The 11,703-nt window shown below is 67.5% G+C and carries 11 protein-coding genes and 1 pseudogene; 4 read left to right on the top strand and 8 right to left on the bottom strand.

Annotated features, from left to right (window positions below):
* Positions 1 to 266 precede the first annotated feature (266 nt).
* The gene (locus tag CA606_RS04895; protein WP_096052142.1) at positions 267 to 401 is read left to right on the top strand and encodes a hypothetical protein; all 135 of its coding nucleotides are present in this window, start codon (positions 267 to 269) and stop codon (positions 399 to 401) included.
* Here CA606_RS04895 and CA606_RS04890 read toward each other — a convergent pair whose 3' ends face one another.
* Positions 402 to 2,042, bottom strand: a complete 1,641-nt coding sequence (locus tag CA606_RS04890) for a glycoside hydrolase family 43 protein (RefSeq protein WP_096052143.1) — start codon at positions 2,040 to 2,042, stop codon at positions 402 to 404. It lies immediately after the preceding gene.
* Entirely contained in the window at positions 2,039 to 3,316 is a 1,278-nt protein-coding gene (locus tag CA606_RS04885) for an MFS transporter (RefSeq protein WP_096052144.1), read from the bottom strand. The genes CA606_RS04890 and CA606_RS04885 overlap by 4 nt, the downstream gene beginning before the upstream one ends.
* Before the next feature lie 261 nt (positions 3,317 to 3,577).
* Here CA606_RS04885 and CA606_RS19930 point away from each other — a divergent pair.
* Positions 3,578 to 3,688 (top strand): annotated as a pseudogene (locus CA606_RS19930) (hypothetical protein); the annotation flags it as partial.
* 184 nt (positions 3,689 to 3,872) lie between these two features.
* Here the strand turns inward: CA606_RS19930 and CA606_RS04880 are convergent.
* Positions 3,873 to 4,136, bottom strand: coding sequence for a hypothetical protein (locus tag CA606_RS04880; protein ID WP_181242790.1), 264 nt, complete (start codon positions 4,134 to 4,136; stop codon positions 3,873 to 3,875).
* A 337-nt stretch (positions 4,137 to 4,473) separates the two neighbouring features.
* On the opposite strand from CA606_RS04880, the gene CA606_RS04875 reads away from it, so the two are divergent.
* Positions 4,474 to 4,863, top strand: coding sequence for a VOC family protein (locus CA606_RS04875; RefSeq protein ID WP_096052145.1), 390 nt, complete (start codon positions 4,474 to 4,476; stop codon positions 4,861 to 4,863).
* A gap of 1 nt (position 4,864) precedes the next feature.
* Here the strand turns inward: CA606_RS04875 and CA606_RS04870 are convergent, their stop codons facing one another.
* Both CA606_RS04870 and manD read right to left on the bottom strand, forming a co-directional pair.
* The gene (locus tag CA606_RS04870) at positions 4,865 to 6,748 is read right to left on the bottom strand and encodes a hypothetical protein (RefSeq protein WP_096052146.1); all 1,884 of its coding nucleotides are present in this window, start codon (positions 6,746 to 6,748) and stop codon (positions 4,865 to 4,867) included.
* Positions 6,749 to 6,871: 123 nt separating this feature from the next.
* Positions 6,872 to 8,083, bottom strand: a complete 1,212-nt coding sequence (gene manD, locus CA606_RS04865) for a D-mannonate dehydratase ManD (protein ID WP_096052147.1) — start codon at positions 8,081 to 8,083, stop codon at positions 6,872 to 6,874.
* Positions 8,084 to 8,250: 167 nt separating this feature from the next.
* Here manD and CA606_RS04860 point away from each other — a divergent pair, with 167 nt between their 5' ends.
* Positions 8,251 to 9,012: a FadR/GntR family transcriptional regulator gene (locus tag CA606_RS04860; RefSeq protein WP_096052148.1), complete on the top strand. Its 762-nt coding sequence runs from the start codon at positions 8,251 to 8,253 to the stop codon at positions 9,010 to 9,012.
* A 12-nt stretch (positions 9,013 to 9,024) separates the two neighbouring features.
* Here the strand turns inward: CA606_RS04860 and CA606_RS04855 are convergent, their stop codons facing one another.
* The 3 genes from CA606_RS04855 to CA606_RS04845 all read right to left on the bottom strand — a co-directional run bounded on the left by CA606_RS04855 (position 9,025) and on the right by CA606_RS04845 (position 11,580).
* The gene (locus CA606_RS04855; RefSeq protein ID WP_096052149.1) at positions 9,025 to 9,804 is read right to left on the bottom strand and encodes an alpha/beta fold hydrolase; all 780 of its coding nucleotides are present in this window, start codon (positions 9,802 to 9,804) and stop codon (positions 9,025 to 9,027) included.
* Between the two features lie 107 nt (positions 9,805 to 9,911).
* Positions 9,912 to 10,262 (bottom strand): DUF2200 domain-containing protein, encoded by a 351-nt coding sequence (locus CA606_RS04850; RefSeq protein ID WP_096052150.1) that lies wholly within the window; start codon positions 10,260 to 10,262, stop codon positions 9,912 to 9,914.
* 52 nt (positions 10,263 to 10,314) lie between these two features.
* On the bottom strand, positions 10,315 to 11,580 hold the full coding sequence (locus CA606_RS04845) for an alginate lyase family protein (protein ID WP_096052151.1): 1,266 nt from the start codon (positions 11,578 to 11,580) through the stop codon (positions 10,315 to 10,317).
* Positions 11,581 to 11,703 lie beyond the last annotated feature (123 nt).

The following is an 11,703-nucleotide window of genomic DNA, read 5'->3' as shown; positions in this document are numbered from 1 at the left end:
TGTCGCAGTCCTGTGACAGCGTGGTGCGTTGCCATGGAGGCGGACTCGTTAGAAGTCTCGCCTACTCGGCGCACCCCACCGCGTCCGACACCTTTTTGTGGAACCGGCTGGCCACGTCCTTCGGGCAGGACAGCCGGTTCTCTTTCCGGCCAGCGCCCTTCGCGTCTGAAGGCCAAGGTGCGGATCCAGTCCTCGTTCAGCGTTTCGTCGGCCGCTTCCGGCCCCTCAGTCCGTCCGTTCGAACCCGAGCCCCTTAAGCCGCGATCATGCTTCCCGCCGACTTAGCGATCAGCTTCGACCTCAGCGCCTTTGTCATGCGCCGGCTGCTGCCCGTGGCGCTCACGCTGTATCTGTGGCTAGGGCTGGTCAGCGCTCTGCGGCTGACGCATCTGACCTTCTGATCAGGCCGGCGCGCGCGCCGCGTACGCCCGTTCCCGGTAATCGAACCAATCAAAGTCCGCCGGCGCGCCCATGCCCGACGTGTCCTGACACGCCATGCCCACGAAGGCGCCGGTGAAGTTCGGCGCGCCCGGCGCGGTGGCTTCGTCCGACAGGATCGAGGCGTCGAACACCTCAGGCAACCAGCGCCAGTCGCCGCCGTCTTGCCGGAAGCCAAAACGCAGCCGCTCGAAATCCACCTCGACGCGCAGTTCGATCGGGCCCGCCGCCAGCGGGATCGGCGCGGTGAAGCTGTCGGCCTGGGGGCTGTCAGGCGTGCAGGTCATGACCCGCAGGTGCTTGCCGACCGCGTCGTCGTGGCTGACGTGCAGGTAGTGAAGCTTCGAGGCGTTGTAGTAGCAGACCAGACCCGCCGCCTGCTGGAAGTGGGCGGGCTCGAAGTCCAGGATCGTCGCGGCCGAATAGCAGTGCGCCTGCTGGCGTCGCGCCACCAGCGCCTGGGTGAAGACACTGCCCAGGCTCTCGCGCCCCCACAGGCGGAGGTAACCGGGTCGCGCGGTCAGGCTGAAGATCGTCTCCGGATACGGCGTCCGCAGCCACTGGAAGTCGATCGGCAGGTCAGCCGCATCGAAATCTTCGCGCAGCGGCGCAAGCGGCCAGGGCTGGTCGACCAGTCCCGCCCCCGGCGTCTCCAAGGTGGGATCGCCAGAACTGTCCAGCGTGCGCGGCCAGCCGTCGGCGTCCCAGGTCAGCTTCTGGATGGCGGTCTCGCGTCCCAGCACGCAGCGCCCCCGGCCGGGCAGCGGCCGTCCGCAGAGATAGACGATGTAGGTCTGGCCGTCGGCGGTCTCGACCAGGTCTCCGTGGCCGGCGCGGTGCAGCGGCGCGTGCGGGCGATCGCGCGCGGTGAGCAGATAGGTGTCGGGGTGCAGGTCGTACGGGCCCTCGATCGATCGCGACCGCGCCAGCGTCGCCGCGTGGCCCCAGCCGGTGCCGCCCTCGGCGGTGAGCAGATAGTACCAGCCGTCGCGCTTGTAGAGGTGCGGCGCTTCGGTCAGGCCGATCGACGTGCCTGCGAAGATCACCTTGCGCTCGCCCACCAGCCGCTGCTCGGCGACGGAAAACTCCTGCAGGACGATGCCGGCGAAGCGGTTGCGGCCGGGGCGATGATCCCACAGCTGGTTGAGCAGCCACTTGCGGCCGTCATCGTCATGGAACAGCGACGGATCAAAGCCCGAGCTGTTCAGATGGATGGGGTCCGACCACTCGCCGTCGATGGTCTCGCAGGTGACGAGATAGTTGTGGAAGTCGCGCAGCGAGGCGCCCGAGGCTCCGCCGACCGTCGTGCGTCCATAGCGCTTCACATCGGTGAAGATCAGCCAGAACCGGCCGTCGGCGTAGGTCAGGCACGGCGCCCAGACGCCGCAGCTGTCCGGGTCGCCCATCATGTTCAGCTGGCTGGCGCGCCGCAGCGGCCTGCCGATCAGGCGCCAGTTTCGCAGGTCCCGCGAATGGTGGATCTGTACGCCCGGGAACCACTCGAAGGTGGAGGTGGCGATGTAATAGTCTTCGCCGACCCGAACGATCGAGGGATCGGGGTTGAACCCCCGCAAGATAGGATTGCGGATCAGGTCGTTACTCATGCGGCGGCCTTGGCGGGAGCGGCGGGGTCTTTGACAAGGGTCCACAGCAGCACCGCGCCGGCGATGTCGAGCACGCCCAGCGCGATGAAGAACGGGTCATAGCCGACCTTGGCCACAAGCCCGCCGATCAGCAGCGAGAACAGCAGCAGCCCAAGATTGCCCATCATCCCGGCCAGGCCCGCCACGGTGGCGACCTCGTTCCGCCGGAACAGGTCCGAGGCCATGGTGATCACCGTCACCGACAGCGTCTGGTGGGCGAAGCCGCCTAGGCACAGCAGGGCGATGGCGGCGTAGGCGCTCTCGACCTTGCCCACGAACATCATGCCCGTCATCAGCACCGCCCCCAGGGTGAAGGCGATGCGGCGCGCATTGATCAGCGACACGCCCCGCTTCTGGAGGAACATGGCGATCACCGGCCCCGCCATGCAGCCAAGATCGGCGGCCACGAACGGCATCCAGGCGAAGAGCGCGATCTGCTTCAGGTCGAAGCCGCGCGTCTGAGACAGATAGAGCGGCACCCAGAACGCCAGCGTTCCCCAGGTGGGATCGGCCAGGAAGCGCGGCAGGGCGATCCCCCAGAACTGCCCCTGCTTGAGGATCGACACGATCGAAGGCCGCGCCGCGACGGCCTCCAGATGGGCCTCCTGCCCGGCCGCGATCATGGCCCGCTCCTCGTCGGTCATCGACGGATGCTGTTCGGGCGAGCGGTAGAAGGCCAGCCACAGCACGACCCAGACCAGGCCCATGGCCCCGGTCAGCACAAACGCCGCCCGCCAGTTCCAGGTCAGGACGGCCCAGACCACCAGAGGCGGCGCCAGGACCGAGCCGATCGAGGCGCCGATGTTGAACACGCCGCCGGCGAAGCCACGCTCCTTGGCCGGGAACCAGATCGCGACGGTCTTCATCCCCGCCGGCTGGGCCGAGCCTTCGGCCAGGCCGAGGAAGCCGCGCAGCACCGCAAAGCCCTGCCAGCTGTTGGCCAGGCCGTGCGCCATGGCGATCAAGGACCAGGCCACGGCGAAAACCGCAAAGCCGGTGCGCAGACCCAGGGTGTCGAGGATATAGCCGCAGATGGGCTGCAGCATGATCCCCAGCTGAAAGGCGCTGGTGATCCAGGAATACTCGGTCACCGAGATGCCGAGGTCCTTGAGCAGCGTCGGCGCCGCCACCCCCATGGTCGAGCGCGTCAGATAGTTGATGATCGCGCCCAGCATCACCAGGCTGATGATCCACCAGCGCAGGGCTTTCAACTTTGGCATGGCGGCTCCCCCCATCGGGCCTCCGCGGGCCCCAGTGTTACCGCTAACGCCGATGTGGTCAGACGTCCACCTTCGAAGGTCAGATCTAGACTGAAGTCGCGGCCTCTCCATGGCCTTGGCGGGGGAAGGGACGCCCCCTCCGTCACGCGGCTGCGCCGGGTGAGCTTTCAGCCGCAGTGCGTCCTTCGAGGCTCGCCGTCGGCTCGCACCTCAGGATGAGGAACACTGCTGCTGAACCCCTCATCCTGAGGTGCGCGCTCCTTAGCGCGCCTCGAAGGACGCAGGGACGCCCCCTCCGTCACGCGGCTGCGCCGCGCGCCACCTCCCCCGCAAGCGGGGCAGGAAGGCAGTGGCTTCCTCCTCACCCGTGGAACGGGGGAGGTGGCGCGACGCCGGAGGCGGCGTGACGGAGGGGGCGCTGCGCCGGGTGAGATTTCAGCCGCCGCGCGTCCTTCGAGGCTCGCCTTCGGCTCACACCTCAGGATGAGGAACACTGTTGCTGAAGCCCTCATCCTGAGGTGCGCGCCCTTAAGCGCGCCTCGAAGGACGCAGGGACGCCCCCGTGCGAGGGTCAGGCCTCGGCGCTGGCCCCAGCGGGGGTTGATACGGGAGTCGATGCGGAATGGGGCGCCCGCGACTGACGATCGACCTCGCCGACAAATCGGTCGCGCCCGCTGTCGGCGGCGGCCTCCCAGACGAACACGCCCGCGCAGTCATGCGCCGCCGCGATATCGGACGCCAATTCCAGGGCGTCGAGATCGTTGTCAGCCCCCTCCGCGATGAAGGTCAGGGAAACACCGTCGGCGCGCCGGGGATAGAATAGATAGGTCGGCATGCATCGCTCCAGCCTGACGAGCGGGATCTAAAGCTTAGCTTCTTCTCTCAGCCAACGGCGCTCGATAAAATTTGCCGGTGATGAAAATAGCCTACCACTCCATTTGGCGCATATCGACCCCAAAAGGACACTGAATATAAATCACTATTTGTCTTGAACCCGACATTACTCCGATACAGAGCAAATTGAAGGCCCACCAAACAACGACAACATGAGAAACGCTCGCGGCTAGGGCCCGCGCGCAGCGCCGCGCGCGCAAGCGTGCGGACAGATTCCAGTGGCCTGGAGCCCTCGCCTCGCCCACTCTGCAAGGACGCGACGCGATGGAGAAAGCGGCATGATCGGTTACACCCTGGTGGGCAGCAATGACCTGGACACGGCCAAGGCGTTCTATGACGACCTGTTCGGTGCGATCGGCGTCAAGCGCCTGATGGAGTTTCCGACCGGCGGCTGCGCCTGGGGCGCTGATTGGGGCAAGCCGATGTTCGGGATCGGCAAGCCCTATGACGGCGAAGCCGCCACCTTCGGCAACGGCACGATGATCGCCCTGGTGGTCGATGAACGCGCCAAGGTCGACGATCTCTATGAAAAGGCCATCAGCCTGGGGGCCCAGTGCGAAGGCGGCCCCGGCGTGCGCGGCGACGACGGCCCGCAGGCCTTCTACGCCGCCTACTTCCGCGACCTGGACGGCAACAAGCTGTGCGCGTTCCGCGTCGGCCCTGCGTGAGCTAGCGGTAGCGAAGCGTCCAACGCACCGTGATCGGTCCCTTGGCGTCCTGCGCGCCCGTGCAGGCCGTCAGGGCGGTCATGGCCCCGGTCACCGATCGGTAGGCCTTGTCGTCGTTCAGATCGCGGGTCTCGCACGTCAGGCCCTCGACCTCGAACGCCGTGACATCGCCGCTCGCGAACGCGGTGACCCCACCCTTGCTGACGCCGCCCCGCGAGAAGCTGGCGAAGGCCAGGTCGACCGCCTTCACCGAAACACCGGGCCGGGGCGTGAAGACGTCGGTGCGGCGGATCAGGCCAGGCTCCAGCAGATAGGTCGTGCGAACGCCGATCCGGTCGTCGGCGACCGGCGCCTTCTGACCCAGGCGATCCATTTCGTCCTGCCGATAGGTCACGACGGTGCGCGCGCCCGCGCCGGCCACCTTCGCCCGCTTGGCGTAGGCCAGGGGCGCCAGCTGGGCCCCGTCGGCCAGGGTGATGCGCGGCAGCAGCTGCGGAAACGCCGCATCGGCCACGTGCTGCAGCAGCCCCGGTGACGACGGGATCGGATAGTAGGGCGAGTTCATGTGCTGCCCCTCCCCGCCATTGATGATCGGCAGACCGATCACCCGGGCCTCGCCGCCCGGACGCGGATCGCGGAGCGTGACAACAAGACGGTCGTTCGCGCCCTTGGCGAACCAGGTGACCGTCCGCCTGGGCAGGCGATCCAGCCACGCGGCGTAGCCTGGGTCGGCCGGTTGATCCTTGAAGCCCAGGTCGTTCCAGATGGCGTTGGTGTAGATGTACTGCCGCCCCAGGCTGAGATTTTCCCCCAGGATCCGGTGCTTGCCGCGATAGGAGTCGGTGCGGCGGCCGTGCTCCCACAGGTTCACCGAGCCCATGGCCGGGTCGAACCAGAAGTCCATGTAGCGGGCGGCGACGCGCGAACTGAACGCGTAGCCCATCCGCTTTTCCTCGGGCGTCAGCACGTCCAGCTTGGCCGCCGCGGTCAGCACCTCCAGGAACGCCGTCTCGCCGTAGGTCCCGATGCTGCGGCCGTACTCGAAGCCTTCGCCGCGCAGGTTCAGGCGCGGAAGCATCAGGTCCACCGAGCGACGCAGCCAGCCCCGCACCTCGGGCGTGGCGGGCATGCCCGCCTCGATCAGCCGGTGCGCGATCTCGCCGATCAGCAGCACGCTGTAGCGATCAAAGCGCCCCTGCCCGTCGGTCTCGTCGGCGAAACCGTACGCGCCCGAGTACTTGCGATAGTGATCCAGCGTCTTGCCCAGCAGCGCCTGGCTGGCCGAGGCGTCCTCCCAGCCCAGCTGGTAGCGCAGCCGCGCGACGCTGAAGGCCACGCCGTAGTAGTTGTTGGGCAGGTTGATCAGCGTCAGGTCATCGGTCCGCACGAAGCGGCGCCAGTCCAGCTTGACCTTCAGCTTTTCCAGCGTGGCCGGCGAGACCGCCTGCTCCAGGACGCCCGCGTCCCGCAGCATCAGCAAGGCCTGGCAGTAGTAGTAGACGCCCCAGGTGTCGTTCACGTCGCCGACCGTCATATCGGCGATCTCACGATAGGCCGCCAGGTATTGGCCATGGCGCGGATCGGTGCGCGGCGTGTCGACGATCAGATAGGCCAGGCCGATGGCGATCTTGCCGGGCAGGAACTTGTCGTCAGCCTCGAAGACCTTGACCCCGTCCAGGGTCATGCCGCGCTTTTCGGCCATCAGCTTGTCGAGCAGCACCGCCATCCGGGGCAGGATGCGCCCCTCGACCGTCTGGTTCATCGGGGCGACCGTCGCATAGAGCGGGCCGCGCGGATCCTGGGGGGCGGCGGCCGCCTGGACGGACGGCGCAAGCGTCGCGGCCAGGGCGGCGATAGTCAGGAACAGGCGGGTACGCAGGGGCATGGATCGCTCGCGACGCCCGCCGGCGCGGGTCTTGAAAGTGTCCGCGCAGCACTACGAAGGGCGGTGGCGCGCTTGGCATGACCAATTTCGCCGACCGCCCAGAGATGTCAAGCCACTTTGGCCTTACCAGTTGAACATGGTCCCGTCCTCCAGCCGGTTCACCGGCAGGTAGGCGCGCTTGTAGGGATGCTTGGCGGCCAGCGCCTCGTCGATGTCGACGCCCAAGCCCGGCTGATCGCCCGGGTGCAGCATGCCGTCCGCGAAGCTGTAGGCGTGCGGGAACACCGCGTCCGTCTCGGGCGTGTGGCGCATGTATTCCTGCAGACCGAAATTGGGGATCGCCATCCCCAGGTGCAGGGCCGCGGCCATGGTCACCGGGGACAGGTCCGTGGCGCCGTGACAGCCCGTCTTGACGTGGTGCAGGTCGGCGAAGGCGGCGATCTTCTTGAGGTTGGTGATCCCGCCTGCGTGCAGCACCGTGGCCCGCAGGTAGTCGATCAGCTGTTCCTCGATCAGCTGCTTGCAGTCCCACACGCCCGAGAAGATCTCGCCCACAGCGAGCGGCGTCGTGGTGTGCTGGCGGATCAGGCGGAAGCCCGCCTGGTTCTCGGCCGGCACCGAGTCTTCCAGCCAGAACAGGCGATAGGGCTCCAGGTCCTTGCCCAGGCGCGCCGCCTCGATCGGGGTCAGGCGGTGATGCACGTCGTGCAGCAGATGCACGTCCCAGCCCAGCACCTCGCGCGCCTTGGCGAACAGCGCCGGCACGCTGTTCAGGTACTTGGCGGTCGACCAGAGGTTCTCGGTGGGCAGGTCATTGTCGGCCGGCTCGTAGAACATCTTGTCCTTGGAGACGCCGTAGGTGCTGGCCAGGCCCGGTACGCCGGTCTGCAGGCGAATAGCCTTGTATCCCAGGGCCTTGTACTTGACCGCCTCGGCGATGGTCTCCTCGATGGTCTCGCCGTTGGCGTGGCCATAGACCGTCACGCCCACGCGGCTGGCCCCGCCCAGCAGCTGGTACAGCGGCAGGCCCGCGACCTTGGCCTTGATGTCCCACAGCGCCATGTCGACGGCGGCCAGGGCGCTCATGCCCACCGGGCCGCCGCGCCAGTACGAACCGCGATAGAAGAACTGCCAGGTGTCCTCGATCTGGTGCGCGTCGCGCCCGATCAGGCAGGGGATCATGTGGTCCTGCAGATAGCTGACCACCGCCATCTCGCGGCCGTTCAGCGTGGCGTCGCCGACGCCGGTCACGCCGTCTTCGGTGGTGATCTTCAGCGTCACGAAATTGCGGCCGGGGCAGGTGACGATGACCTTGGCGTCGATGATCTTCAGCATGGACCTGGTGAGCTAGCGTAGCCGTAAAGTGGCCTGACCACTTCTAGCGACTTATCCGACAAGATGCTAGTGGCCTTGCCACTTGCCGGCGGTCGGCGGTAGCGCCGCGCCCTGTCATACAATAGGCTTGGACGCGGCCGACGCGACGTCGGCGGGATCGCGGACACATGACCACTTCGACGGCCGAAACCAAGAAACTGTATCAGCAGGTCGCCAACTCGATCGCCGACGCGATCCGTGACGGGATTCACAAGCCCGGCCAGCGCCTGCCGTCAGAACGCGATCTGGCCGAGGACTACAAGGTCAGCCGCCCCACTGTGCGCGAGGCGATGATCGCGCTTGAGATTCGCGGCCTGGTCGAGGCCCGTCACGGCTCGGGCGTCTATGTCACCGAAGCGCCCCGCCCTGAGGTTTCCGCCCCCGAGCTCGACATCGGCGCCTTCGAACTGACCGAGGCCCGCCGCCTGATCGAGGGCGAGGTCGCCGCCCTGGCCGCCGCCACCATCACCGACGCCGAGCTGGCCGAACTGGCCGCGATCATGGACGAGATGGTCGTGGAGAACGACAACAACGTGCGGGGCGAACGCGCCGACCGCCGCTTCCACGTCACCATCGCCCAGGCCAGCCGCAACAGCGCGCTCGTCACCGTGGTCGAGAACCTCTGGGACCTGCGCTACAAGTCGCCGCTGTGTCGCGCCATGCTGGAACGCGCCCGGCAGGTCGGCGTGCGCCCGCTGATCGACGATCACCAGGAAATCCTGCTGGCCCTGAAGGAACGCGATCCCACCAGCGCCCGCAACGCCATGCGCGAGCACTTGGGCCGCGTGATCGACAACCTGCTCACCGCCACCGAGATCGACGCCCTCGAACGGGCCCGCAACGAGGTCGCAGCCCGGCGTACCGAACTGGCGCGCCGCTCGGCGATCTGAGGCGCCGGCGGCTCAACCCTGACGCAGGATGGCCGGAAGGGCGCGCTTCAACGCGTCGAAATGACCGGCGCCGGCGATTTCGGTCACGGCGGCGCCGGACGGCAAGGCCTTGGCCAGGGCGTAGGCCATGTCGAGCGGCGCCCAGCCATCCGCATCGCCGTGCCAAAGGGTCACCGGGCAGCCGACGCTCGACAAGATCTGGCTCCACGGCCGCACATAGGTCCGAAGCTCGTCCTCGTAAGCCGCCCGGCCCCGCCCGAGACTCGCGGTCAGCCCATCGCGCACCGCCGCGCGGAAGTCGGCGTCGGCCAGCAACGCCTGCTCGGACGCCGCAGCGCCGGCGAACATCACCTTCAGCAGGAACGACGGGGCGATGGCGTTGATCAGCGACTGGCCGTGGCCCAGCCGGCGTAGCGCGCCAGGGCTCGTCGCGGCCGCCTGAAACACCGCCTTCCCGGCCATGCGCGGAAGAAAATCGCCCAGTTCGAGCGGCGCGGCGGCGGAAATCACGTCCACCGCCTCGATCGCGTCGGGGCGCTTGGCGGCGATATGCAAGGCCGACATCGTCCCCAGCGAAAAGGCCACCAACCGCACGGTCGGGCGATCGAGGTTAGCCCGCGCCGCATCGAACGCCGCCAGCAGCCGATCTTGCCAGTCTAGATGGTCGCGGCCCGCCTGCAGCCGTTCGAGACAGACGACAGAAGCGCCCTCGAGATCCGGACCTCCGAACAGCTCAAGCTCGGCTGCGGATCCCGGCAGGCCGTGACAGTAGATGAAGCTCGACGTGCTCATGGCGTCCACAACGATCCAGAAGTCAGACGTCGGATAACGCGACTCGCCGAGAAGAACGAGAACGTCCGCTGGACACGACGCTCATCACGCGGTGAAGGCCGAAGTCTTTAGGCCCGCAGGATCTTGTCCATCGCCTTGCCCTTGGCCAGTTCGTCGACGAGCTTGTCCAGATAGCGGATCTCCCGCATCAGCGGCGCCTCGACCTCTTCGACGCGCACGCCGCAGACCACGCCCTTGATCAGCGCCCGCGCCGGATTGAGCGCAGGGGCCGCCGCGAAGAAGGTCGCAAAGTCGGATTGGGCGGCGATCTGCGCCTCGAGTTCGGCGGGGCTGAAGCCGGTCAGCCACACCAGGATCTGGTCGACCTCCGCGCGGGTGCGGCCCTTGCGCTCGGCCTTGGCGACATACAGCGGATAAACGCTGGCGAAGCTGGTCGTGTAGATGCGGTGCTGGCTCATCGGGCGAGGTCCTTGGCGGGCGGGCCGACCCTAGCACGCGGCGCGCACGAGCTCACTTCCCGAGCGGCGCGATCGTCAGCCGGCTCTGCGCGGTCGGGGCCTTGGCCGCGACCATCTCCGCCTTGGTCGCGAACCCGGCGTCGGCATAGGCCCAAGCGGCCAGATCATAGAGCGGCAGGGCCTCGCGGGTGGCGTCCTCAGGCTTCAGATCCTTGTACGGGAAGGCCGCCTCGTTGCCGACGAACTGCGCCAGATAGTCCAGGGCGACGCGGATCCCCTGCCCCTTGGGCCCCTTGTAGCCCCAGAGGTCGACGCCCACGCAGGGACCGAGTTCCGCCATGCCGATCAGCGGCTCCAGCGCGAAGTAGCTGTAATGCAGGGCCTTGGTCCGCGAGAGCTCCTCGGGCATGCGGCCATCCGGCGCGATCTCATGGTCGATGCGGCCAGGCCCAACGCTCGCCAACACCTCACGCGCCAGCCCCGGTCGGCGGGCGAACAGGGCGAAGCTGGCCAGCTGATAGTCGTACCAGAGACCGTGATTGTTCTTGGCCGCCCGCTCTTCCTTGCCGGTCGGAGCGGTCTGCATCCAGTCGGCATAGGCCCCGAACCACGCTTCCAGGCCCTTTTGGTCGGCGGCGGTCAGCACCTTGGCGGGCGCCAGCACGCCCACCGCCTCGATCACCCGCAGCAGGCGATAGGTGTCCAGCACCCCTTCGGCGCGTCCCAGGGTGCGCCCTGGCACGCCCTGCGCATAGGTCATCGACGGGTTCATCCGCGTGGCCGGGTCCAGGAACCAGGTTCGCAGCAGTTGGGCCGCCTTGGCCGCATAGCGGGTCTCGCCGGTGAAGTAGTAGGCCAGCGCCAGGGCCTCGACGGCGGCGCCCATGGCCTCCATGCGATTGGCGTCGAAGGCGTTGGTGCTCCGCTCCGGATTCACCTCGCCATCCCGGCGGATATAGGGCTCGCCGTTCGGCTGGGCCGGATCGGGCCACCAGTAGGGGCCCATCGACATGTAGTCGCGCTTGTCGCCGCTGGGCGGCGTTCGGCTCTTGTCGACCACGCTGTAGACCGGTCCGGCGAGCGCCCGATCGGCGCGGTCCAGCAGGAGCTTGTAGGCGGGCGCCAAGACCGGCTGGGACAGACGCGCCTTGGCGGCGGCCAGGGCCTGCGGCTTCCAGCGGAACGTGCGGCGTCCGTCGAAGTCGCCCTCATAGCCCTGGTCGGCCCGGCAGACCGATTGCGCGCGCGCGTCGCTGGCCGGAACAACCGCCAGAAGCGCGACGAAAGTCGTCGCTATCGCCATCGAAGACCGGATCATTCGAACGCCTCCCCGCCGTCGGTGCGCGGCTTGCCGGGACCATAACGCGCAAACTAAAATTGGCCAGACCAAATGAGTGAAACTGGTCTTGGCGGTTGCCGAGCTTGCGTTTTGTCCGGTAAG

Source organism: Caulobacter vibrioides, from assembly GCF_002310375.3.
Taxonomy (GTDB): domain Bacteria; phylum Pseudomonadota; class Alphaproteobacteria; order Caulobacterales; family Caulobacteraceae; genus Caulobacter; species Caulobacter vibrioides_D.
The sequence above is the reverse complement of the archived record's forward strand: the minus strand, read 5'-3'. Positions and strand labels throughout refer to the sequence as shown.

Bases quoted from the DNA above. Each gene is read 5' to 3' on its own strand.
- CA606_RS04875 (WP_096052145.1), top strand. From the start codon at position 4,474: ATGATCGGTTACACCCTGGTGGGCAGCAATGACCTGGACACGGCCAAG.
- CA606_RS04870 (WP_096052146.1), bottom strand. From the start codon at position 6,748: ATGCCCCTGCGTACCCGCCTGTTCCTGACTATCGCCGCCCTGGCCGCG.
- CA606_RS04895 (WP_096052142.1), top strand. From the start codon at position 267: ATGCTTCCCGCCGACTTAGCGATCAGCTTCGACCTCAGCGCCTTTGTC.
- CA606_RS04845 (WP_096052151.1), bottom strand. From the start codon at position 11,580: ATGATCCGGTCTTCGATGGCGATAGCGACGACTTTCGTCGCGCTTCTG.
- CA606_RS04850 (WP_096052150.1), bottom strand. From the start codon at position 10,262: ATGAGCCAGCACCGCATCTACACGACCAGCTTCGCCAGCGTTTATCCG.
- CA606_RS04855 (WP_096052149.1), bottom strand. From the start codon at position 9,804: ATGAGCACGTCGAGCTTCATCTACTGTCACGGCCTGCCGGGATCCGCA.
- manD (WP_096052147.1), bottom strand. From the start codon at position 8,083: ATGCTGAAGATCATCGACGCCAAGGTCATCGTCACCTGCCCCGGCCGC.
- CA606_RS04860 (WP_096052148.1), top strand. From the start codon at position 8,251: ATGACCACTTCGACGGCCGAAACCAAGAAACTGTATCAGCAGGTCGCC.
- CA606_RS04880 (WP_181242790.1), bottom strand. From the start codon at position 4,136: ATGCCGACCTATCTATTCTATCCCCGGCGCGCCGACGGTGTTTCCCTG.
- CA606_RS04890 (WP_096052143.1), bottom strand. From the start codon at position 2,042: ATGAGTAACGACCTGATCCGCAATCCTATCTTGCGGGGGTTCAACCCC.
- CA606_RS04885 (WP_096052144.1), bottom strand. From the start codon at position 3,316: ATGGGGGGAGCCGCCATGCCAAAGTTGAAAGCCCTGCGCTGGTGGATC.